This is a genomic window from Phenylobacterium sp. Root1290 (assembly GCF_001425305.1).
Classification (GTDB): Bacteria; Pseudomonadota; Alphaproteobacteria; order Caulobacterales; family Caulobacteraceae; genus Phenylobacterium.
In genome coordinates, this window is record NZ_LMEE01000001.1 from 735,341 (window position 1) to 753,519 (window position 18,179).

Below are 18,179 nucleotides of genomic sequence, written 5' to 3' on the forward strand. Positions count from 1 at the left end.
ATTTAGCGGCCGCCCGGCTCCGATCAGGTGCGATCACCCTCGTCGGAGTCTTCCCGGAACTCGGCGGCCGGGACAAAAGAGGCGCTGTCGTCGTTAAGAACCCAGACGCCGATTAGTGCGGGGTGGGCAGGATCGACGTCTTCATCAATCAAGTCTCCGGCGTATAGGCCGACGTTGCTGTAGTCGAAGTCCAGTGAAAGCTGATGAGCAAGCCCCATCATTTCGTCGGCCATGCGGCGCGAATACCCCATGGCTTCGCTCTCGCTGCTGAACTCGTCGGTCAAGGTGTTCACCTCGGCCGCATCGCTGTCTTGAGCCGCTGTGGTGGTGACAATGGTGTACGCGGGCATGGGGACCTCTTTCAACTTCGCCCCACGCATACCCTGTTTATCTCCGCAGGCGGGGCATATTCCGCAAAAAGCATCGCGGGCTCCCAGTCAGTCGGCGCGGTCGCGAATGCGCCAGAAGCGGAAGTTGGGTGCGGAGCAGTAAGCGGACACAGCCGTCCGTCTGCCTTTAGGGTCGGCTCCTGACCCTCCGATCTCGAAATGACAGGCCGCTTCGCTTCGGCTAAGAGCGCCGCGTGATCAGAGCGGGGGCCATGTCCGGACGTCTGCCGCGCCACGTCTTCTTGACGCTGGCCGCGCTGGCGGTCGCGCTGAAGGTCCTCATACCGCAGGGGATGATGGTCGCCGCCGAGCCGCGGAACGACCTGCCGTTCCCGCTGGTGCTCTGCACCGCTCAAGGCGCGGTCAGCGTCGCGCCCGGCGCGCCGCTATCGACGCATGACCAACACGAAGACGCCAAGCTCAAGCATGAGCCGCCTTGCGTCTTCGCCGGCCACGGCGTTGGCGCGGCGAGCCCCGCCCCGGTTGAGATCGGCCGCGTCGAGTTCATCGCCTTCGAACAAACGACGCCGCGTCCTGCGCCGGCCGTCGCGCCCGGCCGGGGCGTTTCCGGGCCGCCGCTACCTGCCCGCGGACCTCCTGCTTCGCTGATCTGATCCCGGCGCCATTGAGCGTCCGCCACCGGCCGCGCGCCTGCGCGAGCGCCGGTTCGCACACATCTCAGTTCAGCACGGCGCCGACGGCGTCGAAGGATTCGCCATGAAGTCTCTCCTGCTCGCCACCAGCGCCCTGATCGGCGCCCTGGTCCCCGCCGCCGCATTCGCCGAAGCCGACGCCGCCCCGTCCGCCGTCGAAGGCGTCGTCGTCACCGGCCGTCCATTCGCAATCGAGGCCGAAGTCGCCGGGCGCCTCGGACTGACCGAGCGCGAAACGCCCGCCACGATCGACATCATCACCCAGCAGGACATGCAGGCTCAGGGCCTGCGCAATGCGATCGAGACGATGAACGCGGCCCCCGGCGTGGCGTCTGGAAACCTGCCAGGTTCCGTGGGTTCGGTCTCGATGCGTGGCTTCCACCGGGCCGTGAACTATCTCTATGATGGAGTGCGGGTGGCCAATTCCGACGCTGGCGTCCGCAACTGGGACGCCTGGTCGTTCGAGCGCATCGAAGTGATCAAGGGCCCGGCCTCGGTGACCTCCGGAGAGGGCGCTCTGGCCGGCGCCATCAACTTCGTGCCGCGTCGGCCGGTCCTCGGCAAGATGTTCGGCGAAGCCTTCGCCAGCGTCGGATCGCAGAACAGCTATCGGATCGCCGGTGATCTGAACGCACCGCTCAGCGACAACGCCGCGGTTCGCGGCGACCTCGTCTATTCGAGCTCGGACGGTTGGGTCGACGACACCGATTCCCAGGCGTTCGGCGCAAATCTGGCGGTGCTGCTGCGCCCAAGCGACGCGCTCTCGGTCACCTTGTCGGCGGACTATTACGAGGACGAGTTCACCACGGCCTATTATGGCTCGCCGCTGGTCCCGGCCACCTCGGCGCGGCGGCCCAGCTCAATCGTGTCGGGGTCCGGCGGGCTGGTGTTCGACGAAGCGCTGCGTGACCGCAACTACGATGTCGAAGACGGCCGCATGGATTCCCAGTCGGTGTGGTTGCGTGCGCGCGCCGATTACCAGTTGAACGAGGCCTGGAAGATCGTCAGCGACACCAGCTGGTACACGGCCGATCGTTTGTGGCGCGATTCCGACGACTACAGCTTCAACAGCCGGACCGGGCTCATCGACCGCCTGACGTCGCTGATCAGCCACGACCACCAGATCTGGAACCAGCGCCTGAACGCGACCTATGACGGCGCGCTGGCCGGCCGCCGCAACCGGTTCACCGCTGGGGTCGAGTTCGGCGGCACAGATTTCTTCACCAAGCGCCGTTTCGGCTCGACCACCTCGGTCGATCCGTACGCCCCGGTGCGCGGGCTGTTCCCTGCCGACACCCCGGCCAACTTCACGACTCGGCAGAACGTCTCCGCCGAGGTGGAGTCCCGCGCCGTCTTCGTCGAGGACGCCTACAACCTCACGCCGGAGCTGCTGCTGGTCGCCGGCGCGCGGTGGGACAGCTTCAGCCTCGACCGGCGCGTGCTGAACGTCACTAGCTCCGCGATCCAGGCCTATTCCCAGGACTATGATCCGGTCTCCTGGCGGATCGGCGCGGTCTACAGCCTGCGGCCGCAGACGCAGCTCTACGGGCAGTTCACGCGAGCGGCGACACCGATCAGCGGCATCCTGTTCATGAGTGCAACCAACGCTTCCTTCGAAGTCAGCATGGGCGAGTCCTACGAGGTCGGGATCAAGACCTCGCTGCTGGACGATCGCCTGCAGCTCACGGCCTCGGTGTTCGACATTCGCCAGGACGATATCCTGACCCGCGATCCGGCCAATCCGGCGGTCACCGTTCAAGGGGGCAGCCAGACCTCGCGGGGGATCGAGGTTTCGCTCGATTGGTCGGTGACTGACGAGCTGCGTCTGGAGTTGGGGGCAAGCGCGCTCGACGCCGAATTCGACAGGCTGATCGAAGCCGGAGGCGCCAACCGCTCGGGCAACCGGCCCGCGAATACGCCTGAGCAGCTGGTGGACCTGGTCGCGACCTACTCGCCCAACTCGCTGCCGCTCACCTTCACCGGCGCGGTCCGTCACAACGGCGACTTCTTCACCTCCAACGCCAATACGGTGAAGGTCGACGGTTTCACGACCCTGGACGCATCGGTGACGTGGCAGGCGCCGTTCGGATCGGTCTCGCTCCGCGGTCGCAACCTGACCGACGAGCTGTACGCCGACTGGTCGGGGTACTCGTCGTATCTGGTGTTCATCGGCCAGCCGCGCAGCTTCGAGCTGTCGCTGTCGCGTAAGTTCTGACACGCCTGCTCGGCGGCCCTACTGCGGGCCGCCGAGCAGCACATCGAGGACTGAACCATGCCGATGCATGTCAGACCCCTTCTGCGGCAGCTGCACCTCTGGATGGGCCTGATCCTGGGCCTGCCGTTTGCGGTGCTAGCGCTCACCGGCGCCCTGCTCGTGTTCTACATCGAGATCGACGCCGCGCTGCACCCGGCCATGCGCGCGCAGACTAGCCTGCCGCCGCCCGGCTGGACCTCCCAGGCCTGGGACCAGGCGCTGGACACCGCGCATGCGCAGTGGCCGCACGCGCACGGCAAGTGGTCGTTCGAGGTGACCGGTCGTCAGGGCGCGATTCCGGCCCGCTACTACCCGCCGACTAGCGGACACGCGGCCGGCCACCATGGGCCCGACCCGATGATGATCTGGCTCAGCCCCGATGGCCGCCAAGTGCTGCGGCAGGACCAGTGGGGCGACTATCTGATGACCTTCATTTACGACATCCACCGCAACCTGCTGGCCGGGGATGTCGGCAATTACGTGGTCGGCTGGATCGGAGTGGCGACGCTATTCCTGCTGCTCACCGGCATCATGGCGTGGTGGCCGCGCGGAAGCTGGCGCAAGGCGCTCGCACTAAAGCCTCGCGCCTCGTCGATCCGCCGGCTCTACGACCTGCACAAGCTGTTGGGCCTTTCTAGCGCCCTGTTGTTGTTCATCCTTACCGGCACTGGGGCGCTGCTGGCCCTGCCGGCGGAGAAGACCTGGCTGCTCGACAAGCTGGTGGCGCCCGTCGTCCCTGTGCCCTCCCCGGTCTCGACGGCGGCCCGCGGCGTACAGGTCCCTATCGCCCAGGTGCTTGCGGCCGGCCAAGCGGCGCTGCCCGAAGCGCGGCTGGCCTGGATCGACATCCCTGGCCCCGGCGACGGCGTGTTCAGGCTTCGCGCGCAGGTGGCTGGCGATCCGACCGAGCGCTTCCCCTACAGCTTCGTCTTCGTCGATCAGTATTCGGGCAAGGTCCTGGCCGTCCACGACGCGCGCCAAGGCACCGCCTCGACCACGGTCAGCAACTGGATCCGCCCGCTGCATGACGCATCGGTCGGCGGCTTGCCGACACGGATCCTGGGAGTGGTCATCGGTCTCTTTCCGGTCGCGCTGCTGGCGACAGGCTTCCTGCGTTGGCGTCAACGCGCGTCGAGCCGGCGTATGCACCGGGCGGGAAGGCGGTAGCTGGTCGACGCAAAGCGGACGTCGCCATGGACCGCTACGAGCCCTTTACGGAAACAACTGGGTCGTGTCCGCCCCGCCCGACTGCTCCAACACCACATACATTGCGCCCTCCCCCTCCCGGGTTGGGTCTCGGCCGCATGGGCCTGAGCGAAGCCGCTCAGCATCGCCTGCAGGGCGGTCTGGCCTATGGCGAAGGCAACCTCGACGAGGCGAATCGCGGCTGGCCCCGCCAAGGCCGTTGTCAGCCCGCCGACCGCGGGGAGAGGAGGAAGGCCAGGCCGCGCAGGACCGCCTGCTCCAGGCGTTCGGCGGAGTCCGTGTCCTCCTGCATGTGGACGCTGAGCGCGATGCCGCGTCCCAGGACCCAGAACACGCGGGCGATGTCCTCGACCCGATCGGGCGGGGCCCTGTCGTCGCCGAGCAAGGAGCTCTGGAACACCTCGAACGCCCCCTGCTCGGCTTGGCGCACCGCGAGGTTCGGCTCCATCTGCATGAGGGCGTAAAGGTGCGGCCGGCGGCGGATGAACGTCAGCAAGGCGGCCGAGGCGGCGTCGATGCGGCGCGGGAACTTGCCGCTCGCCATGGACCGCTCGATCGTCTGGGCGAGCTCGCGCCAGCCTTCGACCGCCACCGCCGCCAGCAGTTCGTCCTTGTTGGCGAAATGGTAGTAGAGGCTGGCGACCCCGCTGCCGACTTCAGCGGCGATGAGCCTGAGCTGCAAGGCCTCCGCCCCGCCCTTGTCGACCAGGCGGCGCGCAGCCTCCAGGGCCCGACGGCGCAACGTTCCGGGGCTTGCGATCGCCAAGCGCGTCATCTCATGCCGTCCCCTGGAAGACAGCCTCGATCATGGACGATGAGCGTCGCCGCAACCAGCCTCAGTGGCGGGTCGGCAGCACCACGGTCATGTCTTCGTAGCCCTTCACGAAGGTCGAGTAGCTGCGCTTCGGCTCGGCCTGAAGTTGGATGTCGGGGAAGCGCTTGAGAATCTCTTCCCAGATAATGGTCAGCTGCAGCTCGGCCAGGCGGTTGCCGACGCAGCGATGGATGCCGAAGCCGAACGACATGTGCTGGCGCGGGCGGGCGCGGTCGACGATGTAGCTGTTGGGGTGCTCGATCACCCGTTCGTCGCGATTGCCCGAGACGTACCACATGACCACCTTGTCGCCTTCGCGGATGGTCTTGCCGCCCATCTCGAAGTCCTGGGTGGCGGTGCGCGACATGTGGGCCAGCGGGGTCTGCCAGCGGATGGTTTCGGAGACCATCGAGGTGATCAGACCCTGATCGGCCCGCAGCTTGGCGTACTGGTCGGGGTTCTGGTTGAGGGCGTAGACCGATCCGCTGATGGTGTTCCGCGTGGTGTCGTTGCCGCCGATGATCAGCAGGCCGACATTGGCGTGGAACTCGGCCATGGTCATGTTCCGGGTCTCCTCGCCGTGGGCCAGCATGGAGATCAGGTCGCCGGCCGGCTCGGCGTTCACCCGCTGGTTCCACAGCTCGGTGAAGTAGCCGAAGCACTCGTTCATCGTCGCGCGCAGGTCCTGCAGGCTGGCCGCGCCGCCGGGATAGCCGGGCGGCGTGGTCATGGCGTCGGACCAGCGGGTCAGCTTGCGGCGCTCCTCGAACGGGAAGTCGAACAGGGTCGCCAAGGTCATGGTGGTCAGTTCCTTCGACACCAGGTCGACCCAGTCGAAGGCCTCGCCGATCGGCAGCGAGTCGAGGATCAGGCCGGCCCGTTCGCGGATCTGTGGGGCCATGACGGTCAGGGCGTGGGGCGACAGCGCCGGGCTGACCGTCTTGCGCTGCACGTCGTGGCGCGGCGGGTCCATGGCGATGAAGTTGGTGGCGGTGTTGGCCGGGTCGCGGAACCCTTGGGCGGCCTTGGGGGTGAGCGAGATGCCCTTGGCCGAGGAGAACACCTGATGGTTGGAATCCACCGACATGATGTCGTTGTAGCGGGTGATCGACCAATAGGGCCCGTAGTTGCTGTCGGGCGTGAAGTGGACCGGGGATTCGTCGCGCAGGCGCTGGAAGATCGGCCACATGGCGTTGTCGCGGAACAGCGAGGCGCGGGCCGGATTCAGGTCCTCCAGCGGCGTTTCGTAGGCGGCCTTGTGCGCGGCGGCGCGCTTGTCCTTCAGGATGTCCGCGGTTGCGTCAGCCATGACCGTTCCCTCGCCCTTAAACGCCCACGCTCGGGGCGACGGGTGATCGGACCCTTTCGAACAAGGTTCCACAAGGGATTAAGACGCACGCCCATCGGCGCTACTGGATCCCCGACCATCCGGCATAGGCCAGGACCACAGCCAGGATGATCGCCAGGGCCTTGAGCCATTGCCAGACGACGATGCCGAACGCGCGCCAGCGACGTTTGTCGGCATGGCTGATCCAGGCGGTCTGCAAGGCGACGTACCAAACGCTCGCGGCCAGGGCGAGCAGCCCGCCCGCCACGCGCGCGTGGGGCGAGGCGTTGGCGACCGTCAGCCCCGCCCCGACCAGAAGCGCGAACACGGCGGCAGGGTAGCACTCGATGAAGAACGGCCCGCGCAGGGTCGAGCGCGACAGCTGGAGGCCGGACGCCTTGACGTGATGCAGCGCGAACATGAGCGGGAACACCGCGAAGACCAGCGCCCGGAAGGCGATGAGGTTCTGCTGCGAAAGCCTGGGCATCTCGCCCCCGCTGGCCGCGAACGGGTCGTAGTGCAGTCCGATCTCGACGGCATGGGACAGCAGGAGACTTAGGAGCAGGAACAGCGGCGGGGAGAGCGACTGGTCGAACTGCTGGTCTTCGGGCCTGTGGAGCTGGTCGCGGCTATATTCCAGGGTCCGGATCGGCTGCGTCAGCGTCATAATGAGCGTGCGTGGATAGAAGACGAGCCAGGTCATCACCTCGTAGAGCAGCTCCTCAAGGGAGCGGAGCATCTTCATGAAGTCCATGCGCAGGGTCCTCTGCGTGTTCCGAGCCCTACGCTAGCGCGCCAACACCACGTGCGTCGCGCCCTCGCCCGCCACGTGCTCGACGACGCCAAACCCCAGCGCCGGCAGGTCGAGGCCCGCCAGCAGCGGCTCGCCCTGGCCGAGGAGGACCGGCGAGAGGGCCAGGTGCATCTCGTCGACGGCGCCGGCGCGCAGGTACTGGCGCACGGTCTCGACGCCGCCGCCGATCTTGACGTCGAGGTCGCCGGCCGCGGCCTTGGCCTGGTCCAGCGCCGCCTCGATCCCCTCGGTCACGAAATGGAAGGTCGTGCCGCCGGCCATTTCGATCGGGTCGCGGGGGTGGTGGGTGAGGACGAAGGTCGGGGCGTGATAGGGCGGATCGTCGCCCCACCAGCCCTTCCAGCTCTCGTCGGCCCAAGGGCCGCGGACCGGGCCGAACATGTTGCGCCCCAGGATGAAGGCGCCGAAGCCGCGCATGGCGCGGTCGGCATAGGCCTGGTCGACGCCGTCGGAGCCGCCGGGCTGGCCGATCATCTCGTGGAAGAAGCGGGTTCCGAACAGCCACTCGTGCAGCTCCTGCCCGCGCAGGCCGAGGGGGTTCTCCAGGCTCTGCTCGGGCCCGGCGCCGAAGCCGTCGAGCGAGATCGAAAAGCCCCCTACCCGCACCCGTGACATGCCGCCTCCGCCCATTCGCCGCCCGCCGAACCGGGCCCGGCATCCTAGGACGAAGGAGAGGAGCGTGGGCAGTCCCTTTGAGGCGGAGAGGCATCGACTTCGCCGGCCTCGGGAATTCTACTGATGGCGGATCGCGCCTGCGGCTGTCCCACTGCGGCGGCGGCAGGCGCGACGCCAGCCTAGTCTCAGGAGCGCCCGATGCCCCTCCAGGAGTACGATCCGCATGGCCGGTTCACCGGCCTCATCGGGCGTACGCCCGACGTTTCCTCGCCCGCCTGGCCGCGGCCGACGCAGACCCGCGAGGGGGCGCCCAACGTCCTCTTCATCGTGCTGGACGATGTCGGGTACAGCCACCTGGGCTGCTATGGCGGCCAGATCGCCACCCCGAACATCGACGCCCTGGCGGCCGACGGGCTGCTGTTCAGCAACATGCACACGACGGCGCTGTGTTCGCCGTCGCGGTCCTGCATCCTGACCGGGCGCAACCACCACTCCAACCACATGGGCTGCCTCTCGAACGGGTCGACCGGCTTTCCGGGGTCCGACGGCTACATGCCGTTCGAGAACGGCATGCTGTCGGAGATCCTCAAGGGCGAGGGCTACAGCACCTACTGCGTCGGCAAGTGGCACCTGTCGCCGGAAGAGACCAACACGCCGGCCGGACCGTACGACCGCTGGCCGCTGGGCCGGTCGTTCGAGCGCTATTTCGGCTTCCTCGGGGGCGACACCAACCAGTGGTACCCGGAGCTGATGTACGACAATCACCAGGTCGAGCCCGAGGGCACGCCTGAAGAGGGTTACCACCTGACCCCGGACCTGGTCGACAAGGCCAAGTCGTTCATCGCCGACGCCAAGCAGATCGCGCCCAACAAGCCGTTCTTCATGTACTTCGCCACCGGCGCGGGCCACTCGCCGCACCATGTCCCCAAGGAGTGGGCCGACAAGTACAAGGGCAAGTTCGACGACGGCTGGGAGGCTTACCGCCAGCGGGCGTTCAAGGCGCTCAAGGACCGCAAGATCATTCCGCCGACCACGGAGCTGTCACGTCCCGACCCGGACGTGCAGGACTGGGACAACCTGCCCGCGGACGACCGGCGGCTCTATGCGCGGATGATGGAGGTGTTCGCCGGCTTCATGGAGCACACCGATCACTATATCGGCGAGCTGATCGGCTTCCTGAAAGAGATCGGCGAGTACGACAACACCCTGATCATGCTGATCTCGGACAACGGCTCCAGCGCGGAGGGCGGACCGACCGGATCGGTCAACGAGTGCCGGTTCTTCAACAACGTCGCCGACACCGTCGAGGACGGACTCAAGCACATCGAGGAGATCGGCGGCCCGACCACCTTCAACCACTTCCCTTGGGGCTGGACGCACGCCGGCAACACCCCTTTCCGGCGCTGGAAGCGCGAGACCTATCGCGGCGGGGCCACCGACCCGTTCATCGTCTCCTGGCCCCAGGGCATCAAGGCCAGGGGCGAGGTGCGCAGCCAGTACGCGCACATCATCGACATGGTCCCCACGGTGCTTGAAGCGCTGGCGGTGGAGCCTCGGCAGAGCATCAAGGGCGTCACCCAGGCGCCGATGGAGGGCGTCAGCCTCACCTCCACGTTCGCAGACGCGGCCGCGCCGGCCACGCACCTGACGCAGTATTTCGAGATGCTGGGCCACCGCTCGATCTATCACGACGGCTGGCGGGCGGTGTGCCCCTGGCCCGGAGCATCGTTCGTCGAGTCCGGCCGCAAGTTCGGCGACGAGATCAGCCATGACATGCTGGCCGACCTCGACGCTCACGGCTGGGAGCTCTACCACGTGGCCGAGGACTTCGCCGAAGCCCGCAACGTCGCCGACCAGAACCGCGAGCGCCTGATCGCCATGATCGGCACGTGGTACAACGAGGCAGGCAAGTACAACGTCCTGCCGATCGACAGCCGCGGCACCCAGCGGATCGCGCTGGAGCGGCCGCAGATCGCCAGCACCCTCACGCGCTACACGCTCTATCCAAACACCCAGTCGATCGTCGCGGCCGCCGCGCCCAAGACCCTCAATCGCCCGCATAGCTTCACCGCCGAGGTGGAGATCCCGCAGGGCGGCGCGGACGGGGCGTTGCTTTCGTTCGGCGGCAACGACGGCGGCTTCTCGTTCTACGTCCAGGACGGCAGGCTCTGCTATCTGCACAACTACCTGGCCATCGACTACTTCTACGTCAAAGCCGACACGCCGCTGCCCGCTGGCAAGCATCTCGTCAGCATGCAATTTGAACCGACCGGCAAGCCGGATGTGAAGAACGGCAAGGGCGTCCCGGCCAGGGTGACCTTGCTGGTCGATGGCAAGCCCATCGCCAGCGGAGATCTGCCGCACACCGTCCCGATCCGGCTAGGCCAGGGCGGCGCGATGCTGGTCGGCATGGATGCGGGCTCGCCGGTATGCCCCGAGTACAAGCCGCCGTTCCGCTACCAAGGTCGCCTGAAACGCGTGATCGTCGACCTCAGCGGCGAAGAGGTCGCCGACCATGAGGCCGAGATGCGGGCGTTCATGCGCAAACAGTAGCGCCGCTGGCTCGCCCGACGCCGCATTCGCCCTGTCGAGACGCTAAGGAAACAGCCAGCGCAACAGCGGCCTGATGGCGTTCCAGAGCCGGTCCTTGAGCTGGATACGCAGCGGGGGATCGGCCTGCGTGGGGACGGCCGGGGCGGCGCCGCCGCCGGCGGTCAGGACCAGCATCTCGATCTCGCCGTCGGTGAAGTAGCGATCGCCCTCGCCGTTGCGTCCGGCCAGGGTGGGCCCCACGCCCGAGACCTGATAGGCGCTGGTCGCCCGGTCGGCCGACAGCATCTGCTGCGCAAGCAGGTCGCGCTCGGCGTCGATGTCCGGCGCGATGTCGTGGGTGACCTGGCCGGTGTCGGCGCTGAGGCCGACGCCGCGGTCGAAGGTGGCCGAGCCGAGCCAGACGGGCCGGCCCTCGGCCCCGACGTCCAGCACCTTCCACAGCCGCACGTGATGGCGCCGCCGCGCGCTGGCCCCGCTGGCGCGCTCGAAGGCCAGATCCTGCCTGCGGCCGTCGTAGAACAAGGCGCTGACCGGGGCGCGCGGATCGGGCTTGTCGATCAGCACGCTGCGCACGATGCCCAGGCTCGAGCGCACCGTGACCGGATCGGCGGGCTGCCAGCCGATCGCCTGCATGGCGGCGGCGACATCGCCGCGCGCGCCGACCAGGCCGATGTTCAGCGGATCGCCGGGAATGTCCGCCGAGGTGCGGGTGACCATCGGACGTCCGGCCAGCTTCGGCTGGCGCTCATGGTGGCGCCAGACCATCGGCAGCAGGGCGTAGGCCGCGAGCCCATAGAGCGTCAGGCCGATGAGGGCGGCGACGGCGAGGCGCGCAAACCTGCTGGTTCGAGGCGTTTCCACGGGCGGAGACTCGCACTCTTTTGGCTGGAAGTCCGTCGCTCGCTGGCCGGTGCGGCGACGCACAGCTTGCCTTCACCCTCTCAATCTAGGATCAGGACCACCCGAGCCTAGTTCGATCGAACGGAACCGTCTTGCGCACCGCCATTGTTCACCCCGGAGCCGACAACCTCCGCTACGAAATCCGCCAGATCGTGGAGGTCGCCAAGGCCATCGCAGCCACCGGGCAGCCCATCCGCTGGGAGAACATCGGCGACCCGATCGCCAAGGGCGAACGGCCGCCGGCCTGGATCAAGGAAATCGTCGGCGAGGTCGCCCAGAACGACCTGAGCTTCGCCTATTCGCCGACCAAGGGCCTGGACGATACGCGCGCCTACATCGCCGGCGAGCGGAACCTGGAAGGCGGCATCCAGATCACCGCCGAGGACATCCTGTTCTTCAACGGCCTGGGCGACGCCATCTCGACCATCTATGGCGCGCTGCATCCGGCCGCTCGGGTGATCGGCCCCAATCCGGCCTATCCGACTCACTCCTCGGCCGAGGCCGCCCATGCGGGCGCGCCGCACATCACCTATCGCCTCGATCCGCAGAACGGCTGGAAGCCGGACCTGGCGGACCTCGAATCGAAGGTGGCGGCCAATCCGCAGATCGCCGCCATCCTGATCATCAATCCCGACAATCCGACCGGCTTCGTCTATCCGCAGGAGACCCTGGCCGCGATCGTCGACATCGCCCGCCGCCACGGCCTGTTCCTGATCTCCGACGAGATCTACTCGAACCTCGCCTACCCCGGCTCGGGCATGCACAAGCTGGCCTCGGTGATCGGGCAGGTGCCGGCCATCGCCATGCGCGGCATTTCCAAGGAATTCCCCTGGCCGGGCGCCCGGTGCGGCTGGATCGAGATCTACAACCGCGACCAGGACGCCGACTTCGACCGGTTCGCGCGCTCGCTGCTCGAGACCAAGATGCTGGAGGTCTGCGCCACCACCCTGCCCCAGCAGGTGCTGCCGCGGGTGATGGGCGATGCCCGTTACTATCCGTACCTGGAGCAGCGGGTGAGCGCCTATGACCGCCGCGCCCGGCGCGCGGCCGAGGTGCTGTCGGCCATCCCCGAGATCACCATCCACCCGGCCCGCGGCGCCTTCTACATGACCGCGGTGTTCCGGCACGGCGCCCTGAACCTGGAGCAATCGCTGCCCGCGCCGCAGAGCGCCACGGCGATCATCACGCCGCACCTGAGCGCGGCGCTGGACCAGCGGTTCGTGCTGCACCTGCTGGCCGGCACGGGCATCTGCGTGGTGCCGCTGTCCACCGGCTTCAATTCGGACCTGCAGGGCTTCCGTTTCACCCTGCTGGAGGCCGACGAGGCGAAGTTCGAGACCCTGCTCGTCGACCTGGCCGCAGCTCTGCGCGCCTATCTCGCCAGCGGCAAGGTCCAGGCCGAAGGCGCCCTGTCGCCGAGCGTCTCGGCGGCCTAGGGCGTCAGCCGCCGGTCTCGTCGACCTCGATGGCGACGGTCTTGCCGCGAGACAGCGGCTCCCAGCCGGCCGAGACGGCGGAGGTGATCGCCCTGGCCACCAGTTCCCGCGCGATGTGCGAGGGCTGGAGCTGCGGGGCGCCGAACCGGCGCTGCGGGCCGGGCGGGAATTCGACCACGGCTTCGCGCTGCCCTTCCTTGTGACGCACGGCGAGCGCCATGCCGCGCCACTTGGCGGTGTCGCTGGACCATTGCGGCTGCCGGTGAAGCCGCCAGAGATAGGGCTCGCCGCCGACTTCGATCTCGAACTCTGGGCTTTGATTGTTTCGTGCCATGCGAGGGAGTTAGCCCGGCAAGAGCGTCCAGGCCACCCCGGCGGCGAAACGCGGTCAGCGACGGAACCGGAGATTGGCTTTCGCAGCGGAAAGCTGACAGTGCTCTACCGATTGAAAAAGCCCAGGGGTCATTCATGAAGTTTGACGACGTCATCCTCGGTCGCCGGAGTATCCGGGGCTACAAGCCCGATCCCGTTCCCCGGGCGCTGATCGAGGAAATCATCGGCCTGGCGATGCGCGCGCCGTCGTCGATGAACACCCAGCCATGGAATTTCTACATCATCTCCGGCGAGCCGCTGGACAAGATTCGCGCCGGCAACACCGAGCGGAACCTGGCCGGCGTGCCGCATTCGCGCGAGTTCCGGACCGGCGAGGCCTTTGCCGGCCACCACCGCGACCGGCAGATCGGCGTCGCCAAGCAGCTGTTCTCCGCCATGGGGATCGCGCGCGAGGACAAGGAGATGCGCCAAGACTGGGTGCTGCGCGGCTTCCGCCAATTCGACGCCCCGGTCTGCGTCATCGTCACCTATGACCGCGTCCTGGCCAGCAGCGACGATACGCCCTTCGATTGCGGCGCGGTGACCACCGCCCTGGTCAACGCGGCCTGGTCGCGCGGCCTGGGCGCGGTGATCAACAGCCAGGGCATCATGCAGTCGCCGGTGGTTCGCGAACACGCCGGGATCGCCGAGGACCAGGTGATCATGAAGAGCATCGCCTTAGGCTGGCCCGACGAGAGCTTCCCGGCCAATGCGGTGGTGTCGGAGCGCAAGTCGGTGGCCGAGGCCACCGTGTTCGTCGGGTTCGACGACTAGGCGGAATTCGTTCAGCGCGGCCCTTCGAAAGCCTGGCGTGCGGCCGGCGCCTGTCGGGCGTCGGTCTCAAGCGCCACCCCAAGCGCCTCCAACTGGCGAAACAGCTCATACAGACGCTTGAGGTTCGCCACCGCCAGACGGCTCACCTCGGGTTCCATCGCCGCTGCGGGACGGGCGTCAAAGCCGGATCCCTGGGCGGTGACCAGGCCACGAGCCATCAGGGTCTGGACGCGTCGGCGGATGCTTGGGATCGGCTGATTGAGGGACCTGGCCAGAGACGACGTCCGCAGGGACGGCCAAACGTCGTCCGTGGCGCCGCGTCCGGTCGCCTCGACAACGCCCATATAGACCAAGGCCTCGCCATAGCCGCCGGACAGGTCGGCGAACCGGCGCAGGGTGTCGATGGCGAAAACGGCGCAGCGACGGTTCACCAGCCTTAGCGGCGGATCCTCGGTCTTGGCCTCGGCGGCCTCAGCCATTGGCCAGCCGATCTCCGGCGCCCTGGTCTGGAGGTCCCGCAGAAGGGTCCGGACCGCGGCGTAGTTGGCCTGGGAGCCCGCATGGTGGCGCGGTTCGTCGAGCAGACGCGCATGGATCCCGTGTTCGGTCCGCACGCACCGCCCCTGGGCGATCAGACCATCGACCCGCCGCCGGGTCGTTTCGTAGGCCAGCCCCAGACGCTCGGCCAATGCACTGACCGTGATCGGACGGCGATAGCCTTCCGGCGGACCGGCCGCATAGGTCGCGTGCCGCCAGGTCAGGGCGGGATTGTCGTCGAGATAGCCGATGTTCGCATCCATGATCGTGGTCAGGATCACCGCGTCGACGACATCGCCCCCTGCCCCGTCGACGCCCGCAAGGATGGCGCGCAGCAGGTAGCGGCAAGACGCATAGAGGGTGGCGCGAAGCGCGTCCGGGCTGGCCCGCGGCGCCTGCTTGAGCGGAGCGAGCGGCGCTTCGGCTAGCGACAAGCCAAGCCATGGCTCCAGGCTTGGTCGGACCGTTGGCATGGCGAATCCCCGCGGCCCCTGCGCCGTAAATCCGGTATGCTCACATACCCCGAATTGTTCGATTTGGGTACGATGCTCGATCCTGGCCGTAACCTGGTAACCCTGCCTGCCTACCTCTGGCCCAAGGGTTTGGGGAACAGCAATGGCTAGCGGACTGGCGGCGCTTCGCATCCTGGTCGTCGACGACAACCCGCAGATGCGCACGATCGTCGGCACGGTTCTGGCCGCAGCCGGGGTGGGCCGGATCTTCTACGCCCAGAACGGCCGCGAGGGCCTGTCGGCGCTGATGCTCCACCAGCCGGACATCACCTTCGTCGACTACGAGATGCCCCAGATGAACGGCCTGGATTTCATCTCTCGGGTTCGCACCCTGGACTCCGACCTGCGGATGACCCCGCTGATCATGCTGACCGGGCATTCGGACGCCCCGCGCCTGCATGCCGCGCGCGATCGGGGCGTGAACGAATTCCTCGCCAAGCCGGTCGCCGCCCGGACCATCCTGTCCCGGCTGCAGGCGGTGATCCTGCATCCGCGGCCGTTCATTCTCACCAAGAGCTACTTCGGGCCAGATCGCCGTCGTCGCAACGCCGAGGCCTATGCCGGCCCGCGGCGGCGCGCGAGCGACGCGCGAAGCGACATGATTGAGATCTGACCGCCGCCAGACGCCATGATGGCGGCATGAGCCAACCCTGGCGGCGCGCTCGCGCCCTGAGCCCTCAAGCCTTGCGGCCCATTCGGGCGTAGGCCTGGCGGGGGATGTCGCCGGGCGCCAGCTTCGACGCCCTCGCCAAGGCCGTCAGGGTGAACTTTGCGGCCGCCAGTCGCGCCGGCCGCTGACGCAGGCCCAGGCGATCGCGGATGCTGGCCGGAAGCAGATCGATGCTCGCCTCGACGACAAGCGGCTGAAGCGCCCTGCCCGCCAGGCCCATGGGCGAGGTCGTGGCGACGATGCCCAGGAACTCGTCGATGATCGGATGCGGCTCCAGCGAGGTCTCCATGGCCGAGATCCGGGCGGCCGCCTTCGCCGCCGAGGTCGCCGGATCGGCCGCACCGAACGCGCGCCCCACCGCCGCGCCTTCGGCATAGTAGCGGTCCTGGTCCGCGGCGCTGATGGCAGGATGGACGTAGCGGCGATAGGCGTTGAGGAAGCCATAGGCCGCAGTCAGGTGGACCCAGTCGGCGAGCTCCGGATCGCGAGCGTGATAGGCTTGGCCGTCGGGCGTGGCGCCGCTCACCCGCTCGTGCATCCGGGTGACCATGGCGATCCGGGCGTCGGCCTCGGCTGTGGGGCCATAGGTGGTGATCATGGTCGCCTCGCCGGTGCGCCGCATCCGGGTCAGCGGGTCCTTGGCGAAGATCGAATGTTCCCAGACGCCCGAGCGGACCCTGGGCTCGCCCAGTTCGAGGATCACGGCCGCGACGCCGCCGACGGCGAGCGCGATGGGGTTGGCGTGCACGCGCCAGGCCACCGAGTCAGGGCCATAGAGCCCGGGGTCGCCCTTCGGCTGCGCGTAGTCGATACGGGAGGGACCAAAGACCCGGCGGTCGAGCGCCCCGGCCAGCCGTTCAGCGCCTTCGCCAAGAACCGCTCTTGCTGAACTGTCGAAGGTCATCTCGCCTCGCATCTGGCCGCCCCGCAACCTAGCGAGCATCTAAACGGGCGAACAACCTGACGGTTCTGACAGGGCGCCTCAGGCCACCTTGGAAGCGACCTCGTCCATCTGCTGCTCGGCCTCCCATTGGGCCTTGAGCTTGTGGCTGGTGTCGCGGCTGCCGTCGTGGCTCCAGCCCGGGGGGCCGAAGACATAGCCGGCCGCGTGCCGGGGATGGCGCGCCACGTCCTTCGCCATCGCCGCCCACTCGTGGAAAGCCACGCGCAGGATGTTGAAGTCCCCGAGGTTCTTCACGATCCCGTAGCGGCAAGGCTCTTCCTCCAGTTCAGGTTGGAAGGTGCCGAACAGCTTGTCCCAGACGATCAGGATTCCGGCGTAGTTGCGGTCGAGGTAGCGCGGATTGCGCGCGTGATGGACCCGGTGGTGCGAGGGCGTGTTGAACACCGCCTCGAACCAACGCGGCATCCGGCCGATGGCCTCGGTGTGGATCCAGAACTGATAGACCAGGCTCACGCCCTTCTGGATGGCGATCATCGCCGGCGGGAACCCCAGGAAGGCCAGCGGCAGCCACAGCGCCCAGGTCCCGGCCACGCCGCCGGTCCAGGTCTGCCGCAGCGCCGTCGACAGGTTGTAGTGCTGGGATGAGTGATGGTTCACGTGGGCCGCCCACCAGAACCGCCGCTCGTGGCTGAGCCGATGGAACCAGTAGTAGGTCAGATCCTCCAACAGGAAGATCGCCACCCAGGCCCAGATCGCCGTCATCGGGATGTCGAACAAGCGGTGCTGATAGACCAGCAGGGTCGCGGCGGCGACGAGGCCGCCGACCAGAAGTCCGGCGATGGTGCTGCCCAGGCCCATGACCAGCGACGCGGCGGTGTCGCGAGCCTCGTAGTTGGTCCTGGTCCGGTTCATCCTGGCCAGCACCACCTCCAGGATGATCGCCAGGATGAAGAAGGGCGTTGCGAGCGTAACGGGATCGAACGTCATGCCGCCCTGCGGTCGTGGTCGGAACCGGGAGCCGGCGGCCAGTTCTGCAAAGCCAGCCGCGCGACCGGCGCGGCGACGTCAGAAAGATCGAGCCTGACCACGCCGTCGCGGAATGACGAGGCGACCGCCTGCGTCCAGGGGATGTGCCGGGCGACGTAGCCGTCGCCGACCTCGCACAGCACGAGCGCCGCCGCCCCCGACTTGGCCAGGGCGCCGCGGCCGTCGACGGCGACCCAGATCCTATCGATCGGGCGTCCGGGAAACTCCTCGGCGAGCAGGCTTGCGGCCCGCGCATCGGTCAAAGGGGTCATGGGCTTGGCGATCTTCGCCCACGCGGCCAGCGCCACCAGGACGGCGATCGCGGCCGCGGATGCGGCGAACTGCACAAAAAAGGCTTGCGACACTAGCGGTCCTCCCCGGCCAGCAGGGTCCGCCCGTGGGACGGGACCGTCAAGTCACGGC

At 67.7% G+C, this 18,179-nt stretch carries 18 protein-coding genes; 7 read left to right on the plus strand and 11 right to left on the minus strand.

Features of this window, described 5'->3' with window-relative positions:
• Positions 1-23: 23 nt before the first annotated feature.
• Positions 24-350 (minus strand): hypothetical protein, encoded by a 327-nt coding sequence (locus tag ASC79_RS03555; RefSeq protein ID WP_156378318.1) that lies wholly within the window; start codon positions 348-350, stop codon positions 24-26.
• Between the two features lie 251 nt (positions 351-601).
• Here ASC79_RS03555 and ASC79_RS03560 point away from each other — a divergent pair, with 251 nt between their 5' ends.
• The 3 genes from ASC79_RS03560 to ASC79_RS03570 all read left to right on the plus strand — a co-directional run bounded on the left by ASC79_RS03560 (position 602) and on the right by ASC79_RS03570 (position 4,463).
• Positions 602-1,003, plus strand: a complete 402-nt coding sequence (locus ASC79_RS03560; protein WP_235528733.1) for a hypothetical protein — start codon at positions 602-604, stop codon at positions 1,001-1,003.
• A 103-nt stretch (positions 1,004-1,106) separates the two neighbouring features.
• Positions 1,107-3,257, plus strand: coding sequence for a TonB-dependent siderophore receptor (locus tag ASC79_RS03565; RefSeq protein ID WP_056019770.1), 2,151 nt, complete (start codon positions 1,107-1,109; stop codon positions 3,255-3,257).
• A gap of 63 nt (positions 3,258-3,320) precedes the next feature.
• On the plus strand, positions 3,321-4,463 hold the full coding sequence (locus ASC79_RS03570; RefSeq protein ID WP_082532026.1) for a PepSY domain-containing protein: 1,143 nt from the start codon (positions 3,321-3,323) through the stop codon (positions 4,461-4,463).
• A 241-nt stretch (positions 4,464-4,704) separates the two neighbouring features.
• Here the strand turns inward: ASC79_RS03570 and ASC79_RS03575 are convergent, their stop codons facing one another.
• The 4 genes from ASC79_RS03575 to ASC79_RS03590 form a co-directional block, all read right to left on the minus strand.
• Complete coding sequence (locus ASC79_RS03575) at positions 4,705-5,277, minus strand: TetR/AcrR family transcriptional regulator (protein ID WP_082531914.1); 573 nt, start codon at positions 5,275-5,277, stop codon at positions 4,705-4,707.
• 61 nt (positions 5,278-5,338) lie between these two features.
• Complete coding sequence (locus ASC79_RS03580; protein WP_056019780.1) at positions 5,339-6,625, minus strand: cytochrome P450; 1,287 nt, start codon at positions 6,623-6,625, stop codon at positions 5,339-5,341.
• Between the two features lie 100 nt (positions 6,626-6,725).
• Positions 6,726-7,382 carry a hypothetical protein gene (locus ASC79_RS03585; RefSeq protein WP_156378319.1) on the minus strand — a complete coding sequence of 219 codons (657 nt, stop codon included), beginning with the start codon at positions 7,380-7,382 and terminating at the stop codon, positions 6,726-6,728.
• 48 nt (positions 7,383-7,430) lie between these two features.
• A complete protein-coding gene (locus ASC79_RS03590; RefSeq protein WP_056020980.1) occupies positions 7,431-8,072 on the minus strand; it encodes a dihydrofolate reductase family protein in 642 nt (213 codons plus the stop codon).
• 198 nt (positions 8,073-8,270) lie between these two features.
• Here ASC79_RS03590 and ASC79_RS03595 point away from each other — a divergent pair, with 198 nt between their 5' ends.
• Positions 8,271-10,625 (plus strand): arylsulfatase, encoded by a 2,355-nt coding sequence (locus tag ASC79_RS03595; protein WP_056019786.1) that lies wholly within the window; start codon positions 8,271-8,273, stop codon positions 10,623-10,625.
• Positions 10,626-10,667: 42 nt separating this feature from the next.
• Here the strand turns inward: ASC79_RS03595 and ASC79_RS03600 are convergent, their stop codons facing one another.
• Positions 10,668-11,486 carry an LssY C-terminal domain-containing protein gene (locus ASC79_RS03600; RefSeq protein ID WP_056019789.1) on the minus strand — a complete coding sequence of 273 codons (819 nt, stop codon included), beginning with the start codon at positions 11,484-11,486 and terminating at the stop codon, positions 10,668-10,670.
• Between the two features lie 131 nt (positions 11,487-11,617).
• Between ASC79_RS03600 and ASC79_RS03605 the strand changes: the two genes are divergently transcribed.
• A complete protein-coding gene (locus ASC79_RS03605) occupies positions 11,618-12,961 on the plus strand; it encodes a pyridoxal phosphate-dependent aminotransferase (RefSeq protein ID WP_056019793.1) in 1,344 nt (447 codons plus the stop codon).
• A gap of 4 nt (positions 12,962-12,965) precedes the next feature.
• Here ASC79_RS03605 and ASC79_RS03610 read toward each other — a convergent pair whose 3' ends face one another.
• On the minus strand, positions 12,966-13,295 hold the full coding sequence (locus tag ASC79_RS03610; protein ID WP_056019796.1) for a hypothetical protein: 330 nt from the start codon (positions 13,293-13,295) through the stop codon (positions 12,966-12,968).
• Positions 13,296-13,429: 134 nt separating this feature from the next.
• Here ASC79_RS03610 and ASC79_RS03615 point away from each other — a divergent pair, with 134 nt between their 5' ends.
• Positions 13,430-14,107 carry a nitroreductase gene (locus ASC79_RS03615; protein WP_056019799.1) on the plus strand — a complete coding sequence of 226 codons (678 nt, stop codon included), beginning with the start codon at positions 13,430-13,432 and terminating at the stop codon, positions 14,105-14,107.
• An 11-nt stretch (positions 14,108-14,118) separates the two neighbouring features.
• On the opposite strand, the gene ASC79_RS03620 is transcribed toward ASC79_RS03615, so the two are convergent.
• Positions 14,119-15,078, minus strand: a complete 960-nt coding sequence (locus ASC79_RS03620; RefSeq protein ID WP_056019802.1) for a hypothetical protein — start codon at positions 15,076-15,078, stop codon at positions 14,119-14,121.
• Between the two features lie 181 nt (positions 15,079-15,259).
• Here ASC79_RS03620 and ASC79_RS03625 point away from each other — a divergent pair, with 181 nt between their 5' ends.
• The gene (locus ASC79_RS03625) at positions 15,260-15,769 is read left to right on the plus strand and encodes a response regulator (RefSeq protein WP_056019804.1); all 510 of its coding nucleotides are present in this window, start codon (positions 15,260-15,262) and stop codon (positions 15,767-15,769) included.
• A 64-nt stretch (positions 15,770-15,833) separates the two neighbouring features.
• Here the strand turns inward: ASC79_RS03625 and ASC79_RS03630 are convergent, their stop codons facing one another.
• The 3 genes from ASC79_RS03630 to ASC79_RS03640 all read right to left on the minus strand — a co-directional run bounded on the left by ASC79_RS03630 (position 15,834) and on the right by ASC79_RS03640 (position 18,121).
• Positions 15,834-16,730, minus strand: a complete 897-nt coding sequence (locus ASC79_RS03630; protein ID WP_082532028.1) for an oxygenase MpaB family protein — start codon at positions 16,728-16,730, stop codon at positions 15,834-15,836.
• Between the two features lie 78 nt (positions 16,731-16,808).
• Positions 16,809-17,717, minus strand: coding sequence for a sterol desaturase family protein (locus ASC79_RS03635; protein ID WP_056019807.1), 909 nt, complete (start codon positions 17,715-17,717; stop codon positions 16,809-16,811).
• Positions 17,714-18,121, minus strand: coding sequence for a hypothetical protein (locus tag ASC79_RS03640; protein ID WP_056019810.1), 408 nt, complete (start codon positions 18,119-18,121; stop codon positions 17,714-17,716). The genes ASC79_RS03635 and ASC79_RS03640 overlap by 4 nt, the downstream gene beginning before the upstream one ends.
• Positions 18,122-18,179 lie beyond the last annotated feature (58 nt).